Below are 20,629 nucleotides of genomic sequence, written 5' to 3' on the forward strand. Positions count from 1 at the left end.
CGTTTCCCATTTTTAGCTGGGTTAAAATAGGCAAGCGCTCCAAAAACCTAACGCGATATTATGGGGCTGGTTACGGCGAAGGAGGTTGCAAAAGCAATTCATCTGGATAAATACGGATTTTTAGGGACAGCCGCCGGTTGGTTGCTCTTGCGAATCACCAAGATTTCTGCCATTAATAGGTTTTACAACAACCATAAGCATTTGGAGGGCACCCACTTTTTAGATGCTATTTTGGCCCATTATGAAATAGATTTTGACATTCCGGAAGAGGACTTTAAAAGGTTGCCAAAAGAAGGGCCATTTATTACCATATCTAACCATCCGCTGGGCGGGATGGACGGGGTATTGCTCTTAAAACTTTTATTGGAAAAGCGGGAGGACTATAAAATTATGGCCAACTTTTTATTGCAAAGGATAGCCCCAATGAAGCCTTACATCTTGCCGGTAAACCCGTTTGAAAACCGCAAGGATATAAAAAGCAGTATAGCGGGTTTTAAAAATGCCATAGCCCATATTAGGAACGGCCATCCCTTAGGGATCTTCCCAGCAGGGGAGGTGTCTACCCATAGGGATGGAAAATTGGTCGTGGACAAGCCTTGGGAAGAAGCCGCGATTAAGCTTATCCGTAAGGCAGAGGTACCGGTGGTCCCCATTTATTTCCACGCTAAAAACAGCAGCCTTTTTTACCGTTTGTCCAGATGGAATGATGCGTTTAGAACCGCCAAACTGCCCTCTGAGGTATTGACCCAGCGCCGGCGCCCCATTAAAGTACGTATAGGCCAGCCCATTTCTGTAAAAGCACAAAAAGGAGAAGGGGATATGGAGGGTTTTACCGCACTGTTGAGAAAAAAAACCTATTTATTGGCCAACGTGTTTGAAAAAGAACGCTTGATCGATAAAGTACCCACTACCTTAAAAATTCCAAAGGCGCCTAAAAAGATAGCCTCTGCCATTAGGACCGAGGTTATCGAAGGTGAAATAGAAAAGTTGCGGGAGAAGGAATGTCGCCTATTGCAAAGTAAAAACTATGAGGTGTTTTTGGCCCAGGAGCCGGATATGCCTTTTATCCTGCAAGAAATTGGCCGGCAACGGGAAGTTACCTTTAGGGCCATTGGCGAGGGAACCAACAAGTCTATTGACCTGGATAAGTTTGATACCTACTACCATCATTTATTTCTGTGGGACGACACGGAGAAAAAAATAGTAGGGGCATACCGCATGGGAATGGGAGCGGATATTTTTAAGACCTATGGCATAGATGGTTTTTATCTGCAAGACCTTTTTCGGTTTGAACCTGAACTTTTTGCGATGATGTCCAAATCCATAGAAATGGGACGTGCGTACATCACTGCGGAATACCAACAGAAACCCATGCCTTTGTTCTTATTGTGGAAAGGCATTGTGCATACTACGTTGCGTTTTCCTGAGCATAAATACTTAATTGGTGGGGTAAGCATCAGCAACCAATTTTCCAATTTTTCAAAGTCCCTCATGATTGAGTTTATGAAATCCAATTATTGGGACCCTTACGTAGCCCAATATGTTTATCCTAAAAAGGAGTTTAAGGTGAAGTTGAAGGATGCCGATAAGGAGTTTGTTTTTGATGAGACCAAGGCAGACCTGAATAAATTTGATAAGCTGATTGAAGAAGTGGAGCCCGGAAGTTTGCGTCTGCCGGTATTGATAAAAAAATACATTAAGCAAAATGCCCGCATGGTGGCCTTTAATGTAGACCCGCTATTTAATAATGCGGTTGATGGGTTGATGTACATTAAAATTGCCGATTTGCCTGAAAGTACGGTTAAACCAGTAATGGAAGAATTTCAGGCAGAGCTGGAACGAAAATTGGCCGAAGCCTCCCAGTCCGGTGAAAGTTAGATGGCTATACATCCTCTGGATGCTCTACGTATGCCAAGTTGATGCCCAAGAACAACTGCTTACTGGAGAAGTGTTGGCCCAAGAAACCAAAGAGCCCATTGTTGGTGCGGTCGTATTTTATGACGGAAGCTCCATAGGCACTATTACGGATATTGACGGTAAATTCCGGTTACTATCAAAAACGCCAACCAATTCCCCTTTGGTGATCAGGTCGCTCGGTTTTGAAACCATCACACTCCCAAAATTGGACAGTGATGTTATTCGGGTTTTTATGAAACCTGCGGCGATACAACTGCCGGAGGTTACTTTGGAGCCAGATACTTGGTCAAGAAAGAAAAAGCTTAAAGTCTTTAGGCGGGAGCTTTTAGGGGTTGGCCACAAGTGCGACATACTAAATGAGGATGACGTTCGCCTTTATTACAACAAGGGCAAGAAAACGTTATATGCTTTTGCAAACCGCCCCTTAAAGATTAAAAATAAGGGATTGGAGTATCTCCTTGTCTATGATGTTACAGATTTTGAGGTTAATCTATATGAAGATTCTGCTAGTCCAGAGGCGGTAAAGCAAGTATTTTATGCCGGAAACACCCAATTTATTGATGAAAGCAATGGTAGTGCCAGCGCTTTGCGGCGAAGGAAAAAAGCTTATTTTGGGTCCTCCTTGCATTTTTTTAGGGCGTTGTACAGTAATCGTTTGGAGCAAGAGGGTTTTCAATTGTTTAAAAAACGTTTTAAAGTACCTGCACAGGAACTATTTGGCTTTAAAACCGTAGATGCTACTTTGTACGTTTCCAAACTAGATGGTTTGGGTAGGATAAGTATCTTATATGGAAAAAGGAATCAGTCATTTTTAGAGGTTAAAACAGCACAATTCATCATAGATCCCCTTGGGAATTATGCGCCAACCAATGCACTATTGTTTGGAGGTGAAATGGGTAAACATAGAATAAACACCATGTTGCCCATTGACTATGAGGTTAAGGATTGACCAGCTCCTCTTTTACAAAAACCTCACAAAACTCCTTAATTTGATTTCTGGTTTTGAGAAAAGCCTCGTGCTTTTCCCTTTTGTTTCCTTTTACCTTGGAGGGGTCAAAAAAGTTTTGGTGAATCCGCTGCGCATTTTTTGAGGGGATAAAGGGACAGTTTTCCTTGGCATGGTCGCAAACGGTGATGATATAGTCCCATTCCGTACCATGATATTCGTCCACATGATTTGAGGTATGGTGACCAATGTCAATGCCATCTTCTTTCATAATGGCCACTGCACCAGGGTTAAGTCCGTGGGTTTCAATACCAGCGCTATAGATGGTGGCAAGGTCTTTTTGGTAATGTTCCAAGTAGCCGTGCGCCATTTGGCTTCTACAAGAGTTGCCTGTGCATAATACCAATACGTTTTTCATTTTTATCCTTTTTTATTAGTGTATACCAATACGTTTACTTCGTCTTTCAAAGAGTAGGTTGTCTTTCCAAATCCCGTCTACGGTTCTTCCTACCAATTCCCGTTTTCCCACGAACCGAAACCCCATTTTTTTATGTAGTGCGATACTTGCTTCATTTTCCGGAAATATACCGGACTGCAAGGTCCAATACCCCGCTTTTTGACTTGCTAGCGTAAGCTGTTGCATCAATGCTTTGCCAACGCCCTGTCCCCTGTATTTTGCTGAGATGTAAATACTGACTTCCGCAACACCACGATATACAGGTCTGTTTGATACTGCTGATAAAGCTGCCCAACCTACTACGGTCTTATGGTTTTCTGCTACCAGTCGGCACTCTTTAATATGGGTTTTGTCCCAATGGGAATAGGGGGGTACGGTGCTTTCAAAAGTGGCATAACCGGTTGCAAGGCCTTCGGCATAAATCTCGGAGACGGAATTCCAATCGTGGAGTTGCATTGTTCTGATGACCATGGCTAGAATTAGCAACAACGTATTTTAGTTCTATGTACCTCCCACAGGTTCCTAGGTAGTGTAAACAAAAGAGCTACATGGACCATGGCCAAAACTACTGCTCCAGGAATGGCGTTTTTGGCCATAAAAGCTAAAAGTACCGTGGAGAACGCGTCTTGGTCTAGCTGCACGGGGAGGTAAACAAGGGTAGTCCCAACAATGGAAAGTTTAAGCACCAATGCCAAGGCTATGATGGCAAAATGAAAACCATTGGCAAAAAGATGCAAGATGTATTCCTTCCTAGGCAGGCCTCCCATAATTGTTCTACTGTCCTTTTCCGAGTAGGCATCAACCGTAAGCACTACAAGATCCATGGCAGTTAGGGCCAAACCGATGAAAAAAAAGATTTTATCGGTTTGGATGAGTAAACTCCATACGATCAACGGAAACAAGATGGCCCGCACCGTGTGGGTCTTGTGTTCAAAAATACTTTCTGGCTGTTGGTATAGTTTGTACTTCCAGATATGGAGGATAAAACCATCGTAGGTAGCCAGCGCCATAAAGGCAAATAGGCAAATACTAATGGTATAGTTTATAAGATCCATGCAAAAAGTAATTTAACAGCAACCACTGCCTGGGGCACAGTTATTTTGGTGGGTGACAGCCTGTGGCTCCGTTATACCGCAGGTTTCTTTGGCCTTGCAGTCGGTTTTCTCCACAGCGAGCTTAAAAATCAATTTTTCATCGTTCCAAATGGTATCGGCAACAAACAACTGTGCGGTATGAAATTGTGGGTTGCTGTACTCAAATTTAATCTCTGCCTCCCTCACCATTGGTTTAACCGCATCAACACGTTTAAGAATGTCCGCGGCCTTTTGCACCGTCATAAAGTCCGTTCTGTCCAGGTCGTCCGGGTTTTCATAAATCTGTACAATGGTTTCCTTCCAGAAATCTGGGTTGCCGCCACAGTCCATGGCATCCACGGTAATGTTCTTAACCTCCGTAATATGGTAGTTGGGCCGTATGTACTTGCCTGGTTGGTATTCCAACACCAATGCTTTTTGGCTATGTTGGCCAAGGAGGTCTAATACTTCTTTTGTTTTCATCATCTTATGGTTAACAGCAATTGCTTTTAGTGGTATTAAAAAAAGTGTTCAATGTTTTTTGGATGGTGGCCCAAGTATCTAGGTTAATGCAGTAGCACACTTTTTTGCCCTCTATTTCACCTTGTATCAAATCAATACTTTTTAATTCTTTTAGATGTTGTGATATGGTGGGCTGCGCCAGTCCTATTTCATCAACAATGTCATTACAGATACAAGCCTCTTGCTTGCTGATGTACTGAAGAATGGCAATACGCGCCGGATGTGCCAATACCTTAAATATAGCCGCCATCTGGTTTTGACTGGAGTTGAATATTTGCGATTTGGTGACGCCCATACTAATATTTATATATTGCAATATTACGATTATAAATTCAAATAAAAAAGGTCAGTTTAAAGTTTCTGACCTTTTCAAGTTTTTTAGAACCAAGGTTTTTTACCGACTTGGTAGGTGTTATAGAATTCCTCATCTGATTTGGTGAGGTAAATAATACCCTCGATTAACCCTATCAAACTAGGAATCCAAATAAAAAGTAAGCCCACCGCTAAACATGAAAGTATGTAAGCAGCGATAGATACACCCAATAGAATAAAACCTTCTTTTTGATAGCCAAGAATAAACTTGTGAACCCCAAGGGAACCCAATATTATGGCAAGAATACCTGCCAATATCTTTTTGTTCTCCCCACCACCGACAGCTTTGTTCAAACCGTCACTAAATTCATTGGCTGTTTTTTTGGCTTCATCGGCAAAGTCACCTGCCGCTTCTTTTGCGTCACCTGCCGCTTCTTTTGCGGCTTCTTTTGCTTTGTCAAAGGCATCTTCGGCCTTATCGCCCAAATCTTTGTTTTCTTCTGACATGATTTTTTATGTTGATTGGTTAACTCGGGTTAAATTTAGTAAAATATTCTATGCTAAAAACCAGGGATTGTATAGATGGTTTACTTGGGCTTATTATCATATGTTATCACAGTTGTTTCCGGTATTCTCCCGAGGATAAAGTCAATTAAGAAAATTACCTAAAGCCAAAGCTCAAAAGCGTTATCCTGCCTAAGAACCTTGAGAAATTGACCTCCTCGCATTAAGCCAGACAGTTTAAAACTAGAGCATTACGGGCAACTAAATATTTAAACAAGTATTTGCGGATGAAACGATGAAACTATTCGCAGTCGCGGATAGTATTTGCAATCAATCAGGTAGAGACTGGGACACGTAACCAAAAGCTGTGCCGCAAGATGTGCATCAGCATAGCCAATTTTTACCATCGTAAAAAGAAATATGGGTGCCCATTAAAGAGGGATGATTGGGCAGATAGTACTCTAAAAGTAATTCAGTATGGCACTTATCATATCTTACCCGGCTTAGAATCATTTATTTTTCTCTTGAGCGGCAAATTCTAACAGGTCCATCCAATATCCTTTTACCACTTTCTTTTTCGGATTGTAACAAATGATTTGTAATGCCTACTCATAACAGTATCTTATGTTGAACGTATGTGACCCAGAATATCCATCACCACCGCAGTGCAAACAGATATCCAGACTATGATAGATGGTATAAATTCGTACAATCTAACAAAACACCTTGCCCAAGCCCCTACTTGGACTCCCTTGGAATTTGCCACTAAAGACATTAATGGAACCCTCTTAGGTGGGGTTTAAGCGGTATTGGCTATTGGAATGGTCTTGAAATCAAGTTACTATGGGTCACCAAAACCTATCGAAAATAGGGTTTGGGCACCTAGCTCCTTATGCATTTGGAGCAAGTTGCCATTGCAAAGGGTGCCGTCATATCCATGTTGGATATCTTTGATTTTCAACCGGAAGGCTTTTATCTAAAGCATAGTTATGAACCTATCGGGGAAATTAAGGGATTTCCAGAAGGGCACCGAAGAGTTTATTTTTTAAAAACGATTGGACTAAGTATTTCTGCTATTGTTCAATAGAAATCCCTAAAATGTCGTTATAGTCTTAAAAAGTGTGCTTTATGAAGGAAAAAATGACTCTCACGGTATTCCTTGGACTAGTCCTGTTGTTCATTCTAGGGTGTTCCAATGAGGATACGACCGAAACCAATGAAACTTCGGAACCAACCGGTAGAAGCTTTTCTATGGGCTTTACCACCTGGAGTTTTGGCCCTGAACTACAGGATGTTGATGATACCTATGCCTTTATTGCCAACAATGCGGATGTGTATGTGGAACATTTGGATAACCAAATTCCTTGGAACGCTTGGATCAACGGGCAACCCCTGCCGCAGGCTTTTACCGATGACGTTGTAGGGAGGGCTACCAGAAAAATACCGAACACCGAATTAGTGTTATCCGTAGGTCTGCTCAATACCAATAGGGGCGATTTAATTAAGGATGTTGATGGCAGCATTCCCAACTATTCCAGTTTAAACGATGCCCATATTCAAGAGGCCTATACCCAGCATATTCGGTATTTGACTACGCTGTTTTCCCCAGATTATTTGGTGATAGCCATTGAGGTCAACGAACTGTGGTTGCGCAACAATGGGCTATGGAATGGCTATGTGCAGCTCATTAATGAGGTGATGGCACAGACAAAGTCCACCTTTCCCAACCTCCCGATATCCGCATCCATTTCACTTCATAATTTATACGAGGCCGATATCCCCAATGAAGACACTTATGTGAATGAGGTGTTAGGTCATATCAACCAAATGGACTTTATCGCGGTCAGTTATTATCCCTTCTTAAAAAACCAAAATACCGTTTCTCAATTTCAAGAAAATTTAGACTTTTTGCATAGCAAAACGACAAAACCCATCGCTTTTGTGGAAAGTGGACACCTTGCGGAAAATTTGGTTGTCCCGGGTCTTGGTGTTTCCATTGATGGAAATTCCACAGAACAAAAGCTATTTTTGGAAACCCTTTTGACCAATGCCCAAACCAATGACTACCTTATGGTGAATTGGTGGGCGCATCGTGATTACGATGCGCTTTGGGAAGTATTTCCACCCGAAGTCCGGGATATTGGGCAACTTTGGCGAGATACGGGACTTCTGGATGAAAATGGAGGGGAACGCCCCGCCTTTCTGACGTGGCAAACCTACTTTTCGGAATAGAAAAACGCAACCATCATACGGCATAGCGATTCCTTCAATTACTGTATCTTCCCTGTTGAATTAGTTTCCTTAAGCCGCTTTTCAAAACGGGATACCATGTTTACAAACAAGAATATACATTTAGGCCTTTCCGCCATCATTGTCTTTTTTGCCGCCTTGATTTACGGGGGAAACCCAAGTGCCATACTACCTTATTTTTTTGACTTTGAGGTTCAAAATTTGGAACTGAAAAACATCTTCCGGGCCATTATGGGCGTATACATGGGCTTTACGGTATATTGGGTGATGGGCATTCGCAAGCCTGAACATTGGAAAGGGGCCACCATCAGCAATATCATTTTTATGGGCGGATTGGCCTTTGGCCGATTGGTCAGCACGGTATTTGACGGTATCTCCATCCAATATACCATCGGGATGCTATTGGAATTCGGCATGATGCTTTGGGGAATGTACAACCTTAAGCGTTACCGTTAAGGTGATGGCTTTATCTAAAAATGATTTACAAAGATTTTGAATCTTTTTACAATTCCACCTGGGCGCTTTGCCTAATATCCCTTGAAGAAGCTCCTACCTTAATTTTATAGGCTCCTTTTTCCAAAGTCCAGCCGTTGGTAGCCTCGTTCCAGTACCGTAATTCTTTAACGGGAATTTGAATTAAAATACTGTCTACGGCTTCGGGCTGTAGCAACGTAGTTTTGGTAAAACCCTTCAATTCTTGAATAGGTCGGTCGATGATTGAATTCAGTTTTTCAGCATATATCTGTACGATTTCCTTCCCTGGAACTTTACCCATATTTTTTACGGTCATGGCAATGTTTAAGGTGTCATTTTCAGTCACTACCTCCAAATTCCCATATTCAAAATCGGTATAACTCAAACCGAATCCAAAGGGGTAGGACACGTCTAAATTGGCTTTGTCAAAATGGCGATAGCCCACATAAATACCTTCCCTATATTCGGTATAATCCTCATCTTTTACCCATTGCGCTTCCGATTTTTCGTCTGGTGGAAATATTAAGTTTTTCATCATCCCTGGAACGCTCATCATCTTAGGGTTTTTAGGGAAATTGGCATGGGAGGCATGGTCGCTCAAATTCACGGGAAAGGTCATGGGAAGCTTTCCACTAGGGCTTATGTTACCACTTAAAATGTCGGTCACGGAATTCCCTCCCTCTTGTCCTCCCTGCCATGCCAGCAGGATAGCATCCGGTTGGTCTTTCCAAGAGGCCGTTTCAATCACCCCGCCAATATTTAGCACAACGATCAGCTTTTTGTCCGCTGCATGGTACGCTTTGGTTAAAGAGGTAATTAAGGCTTTTTCAATATCGGTCAGTAAAAAATCGTCAACCTCTTTCCGGTCACCGCCTTCTCCGGCATTCCGCCCCACGGTAAAAATCCCTACATCAGAGCTGGATACGATTTCTTCCAGTTGCTCCTGGGTATACCTTAACTCTGGAGGTGAAAAGGGAGTGAAAATGGCATTCACGCCCTCTGGTTTTTTGAACCCCTCGGCATTGGCATTCCTATGGGCTTCAAAAGCTTTTTTACCTGCTAGGTTAATTTCAAAACCCGCGTTTTGCAAGCCTTGTTCCAAAGAAATGGAATACGCTTCATTCACGTCTCCGGAGCCTGTTCCACCGGCGATAAACCCATAAGAGGTAACCCCAAGAAGTGCCACATTTTTAATGTTCTTTAGGGGTAGGGCATCGTTGTTTTTTAAAAGGACCATCCCTTCTGTCGCTGAATTTCTGGTAATTTCAGCATGCTTTTTTAAATCGGGATTTTCTTGATAGTTATAATCCTGCATTTTTTTCGATTTAAAGATTAAGGTCAAGATTCGTGTTGCGGCACGGTCAATATCGGCCTCACTCAAACTTCCATTTTCCGAGGCCTCGATTAGGGCATCCCATTGGCGTTTGGTGCCAGGCTCCAATAGATCATTACCGGACGCAATCTGTGCAGGTGGATTTTTGCCTCCGAACCAATCGGTCATGACCAAGCCCTTAAATCCCCATTCATCCCTCAAGATTTCAGTCAACAATTCCCTATTTTCAGAGGCATAGGTGCCGTTGATTTTATTGTAAGAGGACATCATGGTCCAAGGTTGTGAACGCTCCACGATATGCTCAAAACCTTTTAAATAGATTTCGCGTAAGGCACGGTCAGATACCCGTGCATCGTTTACAAAACGTTCTGTCTCTTGATTGTTCACCACAAAGTGTTTTACGGAAGTACCCACACCGTTGCTTTCAATACCGTTGACAATGGCCGCCCCCATAAATCCAGAAAGCAATGGGTCTTCTGAAAAGTACTCAAAATTACGTCCACATAATGGGTGTCTATGGATATTGGCCCCTGGCCCTAAAATTACGTCAATACCATATTCCAACGCTTCATTTCCCATGGCATTTCCTACCTCATAAATCAAATCTTCATTCCAAGAGGAAGCCAATAAGGTGGCAATGGGGAAAGCGGTGCAATAATAGGTGCGTTCTTCTCCTTCCCGCTCAGGAAGAATACGTAGACCTGCTGGCCCGTCTGAAAGATATAACGTGGGGAGCCCCAAGCGTGGGGTTGGAACAACAGTTCCCACAGCTCCCGGAATACCACCCGGTTCCCCCTGCCCCATGGCCGAAGCAATGCCGGAACCTTTGAGCAAGTGTATTTTTTCCTCAAGGGTCATTTGGGACAGGGCGTCTGCCACGCGAACATCCAAAGGGTTACGGTGGTCTTCGTAGCGGTCTAGGGTTCCGTTTCCATTACGGTCCAAAAAAGACTGGCCGCCAACGTTTATTTTACTGAAGTCCCTGACTTCTTTATATTCCTCCTCAAAAGTTAAAAAAGTGCTGTTGAAGTATTGATAGCCGATAAATGCAGTTAGTACACATAAGAGGAGTATGGTTCCAATAATCTTAAGCAATACTATAAATCTTCGCTTCATCTTGGTTGTTGGATTGATTTGGTTAAAATTCGATCTGCCTCATGGCCTACTAAGATACTTGTTTCTTTTGGTAAGCCATTTCATTTTTTATGGGGCGGTAACCTAAGGGTGTACAGGAAGCTGATTAAAGTGATTTGGAGGGAAATGCATATTGTTTGTGAGTCTTGTGGTTTTGATGCGTATCTTGATTCCGAATAAATATAAAGGTTGAAATCACAAAAATATACCCTGCCCATTATTGTTTTGGCGCAGTTTTGCTGTACCTCTTTATGGTTTGCAAGCAACGCGGTGATTTTGGAATTGGGGAGTGCTTTTGGTTTGGAAAATAGTGCATTGGCCAACTTAACGTCTGCCGTACAGTTGGGATTTATCCTAGGCACCTTGGTTTTCGCCATTTTTATGATAACGGACCGTTTTTCACCTTCAAAAGTTTTTTTTGCCTGCGCCAGTATTGGGGCCTTGTTCAATTTGGCGTTACTGTGGAATGGAAATGAACTGACCACGCTGTTGGGTTCAAGATTTGCAACTGGATTCTTTCTTGCGGGCATTTACCCAGTAGGGATGAAAATAGCTGCGGATTACTTTGATACCGGTTTGGGGAGGTCACTAGGGTATTTGGTAGGTGCTTTGGTGGTAGGCACTTCCTTTCCGCATGCATTAAAGGGGCTGGGTGTGGACATTCCTTGGACGTTTGTTGTGGCAACAACCTCTGGTTTAGCGGTATTGGGTGGGTTGCTCATCTTGTTTGTGCCAAATGGACCGTACCGAAAACCAAGTCAAAAACTAAATTTCAGTAGTTTTTTCTCTGTTTTTAAGCTGCCTAAATTTAGGGCTGCGGCCTTTGGTTATTTTGGACATATGTGGGAGCTATATACGTTTTGGGCCTTTGTTCCCTTACTATTGGCTTTACATTCAAAAACACATGGAAACACTTTTTCTATCTCTTTTTGGAGTTTTATCGTTATTGCCGTGGGCGGATTGGCCTGTGTCCTTGGTGGCTATCTTTCCCAACGTTTTGGAATAAAAAAAGTGGCATTGGTAGCACTTGCTTTGTCTGGTCTTTGTTGTTTACTTTCGCCGGTAATGCTAACCATGGCAAATAGTATTGGTTTTTTACTGTTTCTATGTTTTTGGGGAATGGTGGTCATTGCAGATTCCCCACTATTTTCAACCTTAGTGGCAAGCAATGCGGACCCTAGGCTAAAAGGAACGGCACTCACCATTGTGAATTGTATAGGTTTTGCCATAACTATTGTAAGTATTCAATTCATGGGTGTGGTACAACAGTTGCTGCCAGAAATGTACAGTTATATGGTTTTGGCAATAGGGCCTGTGCTGGGATTTAGAGCCGCTATCAAGTAGGACGGGCCTAAGCTTAAAGACAATACGGCCTACATCAAGTAGGTATGGAAATCAATCGTTTCTTTAATTATTGAATGATTTATCATGCATTAAATCTATTTATATCCATTAATGATTGATATTTCATACTTAGAATTATTTTAATTGATTACATTTGAATGATATTTCATACGTTATATAATTTATTAGCTCATAATGACTGATATTTCATATAAAATAAATAATAAATTAAGTGATGTAGCCATTGAAAAGGCTATAGGCCATTTTATTCGCCATACCAGAAAGCAGCAACACAGGAAACAGGCCGATGTTGCTAAAGCCGCACAAATCAGTAGGTCTACCCTAAGTTTACTGGAACGAGGGGAAACCGTTACCCTAAGCACCTTGATAAAGGTTTTGAGGGTATTGGATGAGTTGCAAACGTTGCAAGCCTTTGAAGTAAAGCAGCAGCTTAGTCCGCTTGCCTTGGCCAAACTTCAGAAAAAAGAACGGCAACGTATTCGCGAAAGTGGCACCAACCTAAACGATAACGGAACAACTTGGTGATTATGGATACTGCATTTGTGAAAATCTGGGGAGAAGTTGTGGGCGCCGTTACCTGGGACACTGCCCAACAATTGGCATTTTTTGAATACGAACCCAATTTTTTATCCAAAGGCTGGGATTTGGCGCCTATAAAGATGCCATTAAAACAAGGTTCACGCGTTTATAGTTTTCCGGAACTTCGCAGTAGGACTGATGCCCTAAGTGATACCTTCAAGGGCCTTCCAGGTTTACTTGCGGACAGTCTGCCCGATAATTATGGAAATCAGTTGATCAATATATGGCTCGCCCAACAGGGAAGATTGCCAGAATCCATGAACCCGGTGGAGAAACTCTGCTTTATAGGTATCCGTGGTGTAGGTGCCCTAGAATTTGAACCTGCCACGCCAAAAACCAAGAAAACCAGTTTTGATATTGATATGGAAAGTCTGGTGACCATTTCCCGTGAAATGTTGGAAAAAAGAGAGGCGTTTACCACGGACTTGACCAATGAAACGCAACAGGCCGTGACCGATATTTTAAAAATAGGGACTTCTGCCGGAGGTGCGCGACCAAAAGCGGTTATTGCGTACAATGAAAAAACCGGGAAAATACGATCGGGACAGGCCAATGCACCACAAGGTTATGAACACTGGCTCATTAAGCTGGATGGGGTGAGCGAAGTACAATTAGGGGATACCCAAGGATACGGAAGGGTAGAGATGGCCTATTACCTTATGGCCAAAGACTGTGGTATTGAAATGACGGAATGTCGTCTGCTTGAGGAAAACAAACGGGCACATTTTATGACCAAACGGTTTGACAGGGCGGGCGGGCGCACCAAACACCATATGCAAACCTGGTGTGCCATGGAGCATTACGATTTTAACGACATAAGAAGTTATAGTTACGAGCAGCTTTTCCAGACCCTAAGAAAGCTGGGACTTCATTATGATGCCGCAGCGCAGCTTTTTAGAAGAATGGTCTTTAACGTTATGGCAAGGAACTGTGACGACCATACCAAGAATTTTGCCTTTATCTTAAAAAAGGGCGAAGCTTGGAAATTGGCCCCAGCCTATGACATTTGTTACGCCTACAGACCGGATAGCTATTGGGTAAGCCAGCATACGTTGAGTATTAATGGTAAACGGGATAACATAACCCCAACGGACATGCTCACCATTGCCCGGTCCATGAACATTAGAAAGGCAAAGGAAATTATAGAGGAAGTACGTGATGTAGTCTCCAATTGGATGCATTATGCCAACCAACTGCAGGTGGCTCCCAACAAGCGGGACATGATTGCAAGGAATCTGTCCTTGCCCTAGGGTGTGCCCCTATTTTTTGGTGGATAGGGGAATCTTGTGCCCAAACCTAACTGCCTTCCATTCCAAGGTATTCCATAAACTAAAAAAGGCCTTGTTTAACACAAGACCCTTTTACGAGAACACTATATGAAAATGAAAAAATTTACTTTCTGATTTATTACGTGGTAAATGTAGGCAGGGAACCCGTCCTTTTGAAATTATTGTTGTGAAGTAGGGCAGGTTTGTGGTGACGGGTAACTTTTGGGTTGGCATGGAGCTAAAAGGCCTTGCAATTACCCTAGAGCACTACGCTTATTTTGGCCATAAGGCATTTACGTTGGTTATGGTAGGTTTGGCACGTGAAGTTATAAACGCGGACCTTCCATAAGAAAGGTTAGCCAGCCACTGCCCTAAGGGCATTTACCAAATAATCAATATCCTGTTTTGTAATGTAAATGGCAAAGGACAATCGTAACGCATTGAGCCCATGGCTCCCCATGGGCCTGCAATCAATTCCGTAGGCCTCCCAAAGTTCTTCTTTGACATCCTTCACTTTTTTGCCTTTGACCTCCACCACTTGGATGCCTGCTGACAATTGGTCGGGCGCTGGTGTTTTTATGAGGAATCTAGCATCATCCTTAATTTTTGACCGGAAATAGTCTTTGAGTTCATAGGTACGCCGGTGTATTTTTTTGGTGGTTAAGGTATTGTGGAAATCTACGGCAGCCCCTAGTCCCAAAACTTCGGGTAAATTCCTGGTGTTGTAATTCTCTAGCCTTCGGATACTGGTGTCCATATGGCCGCGGGCCACCATAAGGGGTTTTAACTTTCTCTGAGATTCCTTTTTTGCATAAAACACCCCAATTCCTTTAGGTGAAAATAGCCATTTATGGGCGCTGGCAGTATAAAAATCACAGCCCAGTTCATGCAGGTCAATAGCAAACATTCCGGCGGTTTGTGCGCCGTCCACGGCCACTAAAATTCCTTTTTTGTGCGCCATTTCCGCCACTTGCCTAACCGGTAAAATCATCCCGTTGGTATTTACCATATGGCACATAGAAATTATTTTGGTTCTGGGGGTGATGCTTTTTTTATACACTTCTACCAGCTCTTCAACAGATTTGGGGATGAGCGGCAGGATGGGCCTTACCAGGGTAATGCCTTTGGTCTCCTGCCAGACCTCCCAGGGAATTCTACCGCTGGAATGTTCGTGATCGGCAAGAATCACCTCATCCCCGGGCTGTAGGTCAAAACTTCGTGCGATGAGGTTCATCCCTTCGGTGGTATTGTGGATCAACGCAATTTCTTCGGCATCAACCGCATAATTCTGCCACTTTTTGTCGTACCTCTTCCTTCGCCTCATCCCAACCGCCCCACATATATCTGGAAGGAAAACCGTCTAAGGTGTTTCTAAAGGTATTGGTAGCTTGTTGTATGTGGGTTGATGAAGCTCCGAGCGAAGCATTATTGAAGTAATGAAGTCCTTCTGCTAGCTTAAATTGAGACCTTACAAGTTCCCAGTAGGGTTCGTCACTGGCAGGGGAAGTAATTCCGGTGGTTTCCCAAATGGAACCAAGATCTTTTCCAAACACAGGCAAGGCCATTGTGCCAACAGCGGCTTTTCCAATGCGTTGCAAAAACGTACGTCTAGAACTTTGGTCCATAACAATTTTTAACGGAGAATATCCCTAAAAATACATGGAATTGATGGAATACGGGGGTGGAAAGTTAAAAACCTGAAATAGGGTACCTTTAACGATGTTGGTCCTTAGGAAGCTTAAGGGTACGCAAAAAACTCCCGATAATGTACAACGGAAAGGATAGGAATTAGCATCCAAAACCCTGCAGTTGGCCCTATACTATCCAGCAGTTTATTTCTAAAGGCACTCAAAGCTACCCAAAGGCGGTTGACATGATGTTACTTAAATGCCTGATGCCCGGTAATATCGGCGCCTGTAATCAATAAATGGATGTCATGGGTACCCTCGTAGGTGATTACACTTTCTAGGTTCATCATATGGCGCATGATGCTATACTCACCGGTAATACCCATACCTCCCAATATTTGTCTTGCCTCCCTGGCAACCTTAATGGCCATTTCCACATTGTTGCGTTTGGCCATGGAGATTTGTGCCGTGGTAGCTTTTCCTATGTTCTTTAATTGTCCCAAGCGATATGCCAATAGTTGTGCCTTGGTAATTTCGGTTATCATTTCGGCCAATTTTTTCTGTTGTAGCTGAAAAGCTGCAATAGGTTTTCCAAATTGCATACGCTCCTTTGCATAGCGCAAGGCGGTGTCATAGCAATCCATGGCAGCACCAATGGCTCCCCAAGCAATTCCGTATCGAGCAGAATCTAGACAACCAAGAGGGGCACCCAAACCAGATTTATTGGGGAGTAAATTCTCTTTAGGAACTTTTACATCCGAGAATATAAGCTCTCCAGTAGCAGAGGCACGAAGCGACCATTTGTTATGGGTCTCTGGAGTGGAAAAGCCTTCCATACCCCGTTCCACGATTAGACCATGAATTCGGCCTTCCTCATTCTTTGCCCACACCACGGCAATATCCGCAAAAGGGGAGTTGGAAATCCAGAGTTTGGCACCGTTCAGTAAATAATGGTCTCCCATATCCTTGTATTTGGTTTCCATACCACCAGGGTTGGAGCCATGGTTGGGCTCTGTTAAACCAAAACAGCCCATCCATTCCCCTGTGGCCAATTTGGGTAAATATTTTTTGCGTTGCTCCTCCGTACCATAGGCAAATATAGGATACATCACCAAAGATGATTGTACCGAGGCAGTGGAGCGTACACCGCTGTCCCCACGTTCTATTTCTTGCATGATGAGTCCGTAGCTTATTTGGTCCAATCCTGCCCCACCATACGCCTCCGGTATGTATGGGCCAAATGCCCCGATCTCCGCCAAGCCGCCAATAATCTGTTTTGGAAATGCTGCCTTTTGTGCATACTCCTCTATGATGGGGGAGACGTCCCTTTTTACCCATTGGCGGGCCGCATCGCGCACCAACAGATGTTCTTCTGATAATAAATCGTCTAGATGGTAATAGTCTGGGGCTTCAAACAGGTCTGGCTTCATGGCAATGGATTTTTATCAAAGATACTAACGAAAACTAACTTTTAACGCAAGTGTTGTGATATGCCTGTAAGGTTTGTATCACCTAATCTATGCGCTCATAAATCAATCCTGGACCGTCACAAGCCAACCATGTACTGCGTAAACGTTTCTCGTCGTTGTCTAAGATCAGGGTTTCGTTTGCTGTTCCAAAACAGCTACCTACAATACCGTTGGCTTCCGTATAATTGAGCAATAGTTGTTTTTCCCCGTTCATTTCCTTGCGCTCAAAACTTCCTGAAGCATTGAGGGTACCGCCATCTGCGGTCCTTGATTTGGTAAATGTCCCATCTGTACGAAATAGGTAGGATTCTTGCCACTCCATGGATTCTCCTTGGGTAACGCTGCCATCGGAACCGGACATGGATACCAAGCGCCATTCTTGGTTGGTGCTGGCGTCAAAAACCAAACGATCTTCCTTGGAACAGGAAACGATAAAAAATAATAGTAGCACGGTAATGTATCTCATAACAACATACTTTACCCTAAGATACCGCATTTGCCAATTTGTTGCGTTAACATTACATTTTTAGGTAGAATGCTTTGGTAAGGCCTATATAATCTGCCGTATACTGGTGGCGATCGGTCTCTATGACAAGTAAGTCTGTCGCCGCCTGCTGTTCCTTAAAGCTAAATTCCAATAAACATCGCTTGATATTAGTGGTTTTTTTGCCTTTGACCCGGGTGACACGGACCGGGAACAGACTGTTTGTCCTAGCTAGGGAAACAAATCTTTGTTCTTCCTTAAACGGAATAATGGTGGCAAATTTCCCTGTTTCGGAGAGTAAATGGCCTACTCCAGACAAAAGCTCCTCAAAAGGCAAGGAGTTATAAAACCGTGCTTTTTTTCGGTTTTCTGGGATATCTTTTTGCTGATGGTCAAATTCTGAGGGAGCTTCGTAAAAAGGTGGGTTGCATAAGATGAGGTCATACGGCTCTTCCAAAAGCGTTTGATCTTCCATGGATTCTTCTAAAAATTCTCCAAAACTGGCGTGATAACAGAACAGTCTATCCGCCCAAGCAGAAGCTTCAAAATTATCCACACATTGTTCATAGGCATCATTGTCCAATTCCAGGGCATCAATGGTTTCTGCATGGGAACGTTGGGCCATTTGGAGTGCCAAAAGCCCTGTGCCCGCGCCAATATCCAGAATGCGTTGTGGTTGATGTTCAATGGATGCCCAAGCCCCTAAAAGCACCCCATCTGTCCCCACTTTCATGGCGCATCTGTCTTGCTGTACGGTGAATTGTTTGAATTTAAATGGTTTGTTCATCTATGGTGGTCTAGAAACAAAAGTATAGTTTGCTGTTTTGATGGTTATCAGCATTGATGTAAAAATAGGAATCGGACATTGGCCCAACCGAGTTTGATACTAGATTACCATCAACGCTACAGGTAAGATTTTTTAAAAATCATCATCCTAGATATAATTCCACCAGCCCTTCCGGTGTGCTTACGTGGATGGTCCTGTTCTGGCGGTCTACCTTGGAAATGATGGCGTCGGTTACGGGAATCAACAGTTCTTTGTCTCCTTTCTTGGCTTCAAAAAGCACTTGGGAAGATGAATCGTTTACGGAAACAATAGTGCCAATAGGGCCATGTTGTGCATCCATCAATTCAAATCCGATCACTTCATGGTAGTAAAATTGGTTTCCGGAAAGCTGCGGCAAGAGCGTTAAGGGCAGGTAAAGTTCAGCCCCTAGGATGCGGTCTGCGGCCGCTTCATCTTTAACCCCTTCAAAATCTATCCGCAATAGGGCAGATTTATGGAGACGGCATTTGTCAATAAAAAATGGAACCAGGTTGTTTCCTAAAGAAACAAGCACTGATTCCATGTTTTCGTAAAGCTCAGGTTCATCGGCATCAATTTTGGCCAATACCTCACCTTTAAAACTGTATTTGGAAACCACTTTGCCCAAGTAGAAACAATCTTCCTTGCGCATGGTGTTCAATTACTCTTTTGGAGATTCTTCTTCGGTGGCTTCTGGCGCAGCTTCTTCGGCTACGGGAGCTTCCTCATTTGCTTCAGCAACCGCCTCCTCAACAACAGGAGAGGTCTCCTCAACAACCTCCTCCGTAGCTTCTTCTACTTCTGGCATTGCCGCAGCGGCACGTTTTTCGCTGAATTCTTTTTCCGCTTCCAACGCTTTTGCCTTGGCATTGGCCTCTTCCTTGCTCAGTCCATCACGTTTGGCCTGCACGGCAGCTTCTTTTTCAGCGATCCAGGCATTGAATTTTTCCTCGGCCTGCTCCTCTGTCAATGCACCTTTGCGTACACCGCCCAATAAATGGTGCTTTAAAAGCACGCCCTTATAGGATAAGATGGCTCTAGCGGTATCCGTTGGCTGTGCCCCGTTGCTCAACCATTTTACGGAATTGTCCACATTAACGTCAATGGTGGCAGGATTGGTGTTGGGATTGTAGGTTCCTAATTTTTCAAGAAATTTTCCATCTCTTTTAGCCCTTGCATCCGCTGCAACGATCCAATAAAATGGTTTTCCTTTTTTACCGTGTCTCTGTAATCTAATTTTAACTGGCATATCACATTAATTTGTAGGGTGCCCGACCCAGGTTATTAATTCTTTTTAATTCGCCCATCGATTAGGCGGCTGCAAAAATACATTTATTTTTACAATAGTCCTTACAATGGGATAAAAAGTTAAATCCCTTAACATGCGCCGTTTAGGACCATAAATCTATGTTAAAGCAGGCCCTAGGCTTGACTTTCTGCTTAAAACCTGTATATTAACGAGTGTAAGTTATTGAAAGACAATAACATTGGAATTAAAAATGAAGATAGATAGAATGAAGTACACCGTAGAAATGTCAAACAAATTGAATGAATTGTTGGAAAGAACGTATGATGCTGAAAAAGGATTTAAACAAGCAGCCGACAAAGTAGAGAACCCAACGTTAAAGAAATTTTTTAAAGAGCGGGTAAATCAGCGATATGAATTTGGTCATGCACTCAAAGATGAAATCAAATCCTTCGGGCAAAGCCCAGATAAAGGGGGAAGTACTAAAGGCACACTCCATAGAAATTGGATAGACCTCAAAACATTTTTCTCCAATAACAATGAGGAAGCTATGTTAGAAGAGGTCAATCGTGGAGAAAAAGAAGCGATAGAAACCTATAATGATATCTTGCACGATAAAGAATTTGTATTGCCCCCAACGACGGAAAGTCTGTTGATGAGACAGCGCAATGCCATACGGGAAACTTTGGAAACTGCAGAAATTTTTGAAAGTGCCGTGTCCTAAGACACTACTATTTAGTTAATAAAAAGTCGGACACCTGTCCGACTTTTTTTATGGTTGATAACTCCTTACAATTCTATTTTCTCCCAAAAGGCCTTTTGGCTATTTTTATTCTTTTCAATACTAAAAAATAGTTTTAATG

At 43.0% G+C, this 20,629-nt stretch carries 22 protein-coding genes; 8 read left to right on the forward strand and 14 right to left on the reverse strand.

Annotated elements, in window-relative coordinates:
* Positions 1-60: 60 nt before the first annotated feature.
* Entirely contained in the window at positions 61-1,878 is a 1,818-nt protein-coding gene (locus I595_RS08760; protein ID WP_054559036.1) for a GNAT family N-acyltransferase, read from the forward strand.
* Positions 1,879-1,897: 19 nt separating this feature from the next.
* Complete coding sequence (locus tag I595_RS08765) at positions 1,898-2,866, forward strand: carboxypeptidase-like regulatory domain-containing protein (protein ID WP_054559037.1); 969 nt, start codon at positions 1,898-1,900, stop codon at positions 2,864-2,866.
* Here I595_RS08765 and I595_RS08770 read toward each other — a convergent pair.
* The 6 genes from I595_RS08770 to I595_RS08795 form a co-directional block, all read right to left on the reverse strand.
* Positions 2,856-3,281 carry an arsenate reductase ArsC gene (locus I595_RS08770; protein WP_054559038.1) on the reverse strand — a complete coding sequence of 142 codons (426 nt, stop codon included), beginning with the start codon at positions 3,279-3,281 and terminating at the stop codon, positions 2,856-2,858. The genes I595_RS08765 and I595_RS08770 overlap by 11 nt on opposite strands.
* Before the next feature lie 15 nt (positions 3,282-3,296).
* A complete protein-coding gene (locus I595_RS08775; protein WP_316934162.1) occupies positions 3,297-3,809 on the reverse strand; it encodes a GNAT family N-acetyltransferase in 513 nt (170 codons plus the stop codon).
* Positions 3,800-4,375 carry a hypothetical protein gene (locus I595_RS08780; RefSeq protein WP_054559039.1) on the reverse strand — a complete coding sequence of 192 codons (576 nt, stop codon included), beginning with the start codon at positions 4,373-4,375 and terminating at the stop codon, positions 3,800-3,802. The genes I595_RS08775 and I595_RS08780 overlap by 10 nt, the downstream gene beginning before the upstream one ends.
* A gap of 12 nt (positions 4,376-4,387) precedes the next feature.
* The gene (locus tag I595_RS08785; protein WP_054559128.1) at positions 4,388-4,876 is read right to left on the reverse strand and encodes a DUF6428 family protein; all 489 of its coding nucleotides are present in this window, start codon (positions 4,874-4,876) and stop codon (positions 4,388-4,390) included.
* Positions 4,877-4,886: 10 nt separating this feature from the next.
* Complete coding sequence (locus I595_RS08790; protein WP_054559040.1) at positions 4,887-5,210, reverse strand: ArsR/SmtB family transcription factor; 324 nt, start codon at positions 5,208-5,210, stop codon at positions 4,887-4,889.
* Between the two features lie 83 nt (positions 5,211-5,293).
* Complete coding sequence (locus I595_RS08795) at positions 5,294-5,734, reverse strand: TM2 domain-containing protein (protein WP_054559041.1); 441 nt, start codon at positions 5,732-5,734, stop codon at positions 5,294-5,296.
* A gap of 1,125 nt (positions 5,735-6,859) precedes the next feature.
* Between I595_RS08795 and I595_RS08805 the strand changes: the two genes are divergently transcribed.
* The gene (locus I595_RS08805; protein WP_054559042.1) at positions 6,860-7,963 is read left to right on the forward strand and encodes a glycosyl hydrolase 53 family protein; all 1,104 of its coding nucleotides are present in this window, start codon (positions 6,860-6,862) and stop codon (positions 7,961-7,963) included.
* Between the two features lie 96 nt (positions 7,964-8,059).
* Positions 8,060-8,437 carry a DUF4345 domain-containing protein gene (locus I595_RS08810; RefSeq protein WP_054559043.1) on the forward strand — a complete coding sequence of 126 codons (378 nt, stop codon included), beginning with the start codon at positions 8,060-8,062 and terminating at the stop codon, positions 8,435-8,437.
* Between the two features lie 46 nt (positions 8,438-8,483).
* On the opposite strand, the gene I595_RS08815 is transcribed toward I595_RS08810, so the two are convergent.
* Positions 8,484-10,904 carry a glycoside hydrolase family 3 C-terminal domain-containing protein gene (locus I595_RS08815; RefSeq protein WP_054559044.1) on the reverse strand — a complete coding sequence of 807 codons (2,421 nt, stop codon included), beginning with the start codon at positions 10,902-10,904 and terminating at the stop codon, positions 8,484-8,486.
* Positions 10,905-11,111: 207 nt separating this feature from the next.
* On the opposite strand from I595_RS08815, the gene I595_RS08820 reads away from it, so the two are divergent.
* The 3 genes from I595_RS08820 (at position 11,112) to I595_RS08830 (ending at position 14,116) form a co-directional block, all read left to right on the forward strand.
* Positions 11,112-12,266, forward strand: a complete 1,155-nt coding sequence (locus I595_RS08820) for an MFS transporter (RefSeq protein ID WP_054559045.1) — start codon at positions 11,112-11,114, stop codon at positions 12,264-12,266.
* 195 nt (positions 12,267-12,461) lie between these two features.
* Complete coding sequence (locus tag I595_RS08825) at positions 12,462-12,812, forward strand: helix-turn-helix domain-containing protein (protein WP_054559046.1); 351 nt, start codon at positions 12,462-12,464, stop codon at positions 12,810-12,812.
* A 2-nt stretch (positions 12,813-12,814) separates the two neighbouring features.
* Positions 12,815-14,116 (forward strand): type II toxin-antitoxin system HipA family toxin, encoded by a 1,302-nt coding sequence (locus tag I595_RS08830; protein WP_316934163.1) that lies wholly within the window; start codon positions 12,815-12,817, stop codon positions 14,114-14,116.
* Positions 14,117-14,489: 373 nt separating this feature from the next.
* Here the strand turns inward: I595_RS08830 and I595_RS08835 are convergent, their stop codons facing one another.
* From I595_RS08835 to I595_RS08865, 7 genes are all read right to left on the reverse strand, one after another.
* Positions 14,490-15,458 carry an aminotransferase class V-fold PLP-dependent enzyme gene (locus I595_RS08835; protein WP_217997187.1) on the reverse strand — a complete coding sequence of 323 codons (969 nt, stop codon included), beginning with the start codon at positions 15,456-15,458 and terminating at the stop codon, positions 14,490-14,492.
* Positions 15,409-15,759 (reverse strand): hypothetical protein, encoded by a 351-nt coding sequence (locus tag I595_RS17575; RefSeq protein WP_054559048.1) that lies wholly within the window; start codon positions 15,757-15,759, stop codon positions 15,409-15,411. Before I595_RS17575 ends, I595_RS08835 begins: the two co-directional genes overlap by 50 nt.
* Positions 15,760-16,013: 254 nt before the next feature.
* Positions 16,014-17,192 carry an acyl-CoA dehydrogenase family protein gene (locus tag I595_RS08845; RefSeq protein ID WP_054559049.1) on the reverse strand — a complete coding sequence of 393 codons (1,179 nt, stop codon included), beginning with the start codon at positions 17,190-17,192 and terminating at the stop codon, positions 16,014-16,016.
* An 82-nt stretch (positions 17,193-17,274) separates the two neighbouring features.
* Positions 17,275-17,697 (reverse strand): hypothetical protein, encoded by a 423-nt coding sequence (locus I595_RS08850; RefSeq protein WP_054559050.1) that lies wholly within the window; start codon positions 17,695-17,697, stop codon positions 17,275-17,277.
* 52 nt (positions 17,698-17,749) lie between these two features.
* Positions 17,750-18,502 carry a tRNA1(Val) (adenine(37)-N6)-methyltransferase gene (locus I595_RS08855; protein WP_054559051.1) on the reverse strand — a complete coding sequence of 251 codons (753 nt, stop codon included), beginning with the start codon at positions 18,500-18,502 and terminating at the stop codon, positions 17,750-17,752.
* Positions 18,503-18,644: 142 nt separating this feature from the next.
* On the reverse strand, positions 18,645-19,172 hold the full coding sequence (gene rimM / locus I595_RS08860) for a ribosome maturation factor RimM (RefSeq protein WP_054559052.1): 528 nt from the start codon (positions 19,170-19,172) through the stop codon (positions 18,645-18,647).
* A gap of 9 nt (positions 19,173-19,181) precedes the next feature.
* Positions 19,182-19,769, reverse strand: a complete 588-nt coding sequence (locus I595_RS08865; RefSeq protein WP_054559053.1) for a 30S ribosomal protein S16 — start codon at positions 19,767-19,769, stop codon at positions 19,182-19,184.
* Positions 19,770-20,034: 265 nt separating this feature from the next.
* Between I595_RS08865 and I595_RS08870 the strand changes: the two genes are divergently transcribed.
* On the forward strand, positions 20,035-20,490 hold the full coding sequence (locus tag I595_RS08870) for a ferritin-like domain-containing protein (protein ID WP_054559130.1): 456 nt from the start codon (positions 20,035-20,037) through the stop codon (positions 20,488-20,490).
* The last annotated feature ends 139 nt before the right edge of the window (positions 20,491-20,629 follow it).

This window comes from Croceitalea dokdonensis DOKDO 023, from assembly GCF_001306415.1.
GTDB classification, from domain to species: Bacteria; Bacteroidota; Bacteroidia; order Flavobacteriales; family Flavobacteriaceae; genus Croceitalea; species Croceitalea dokdonensis.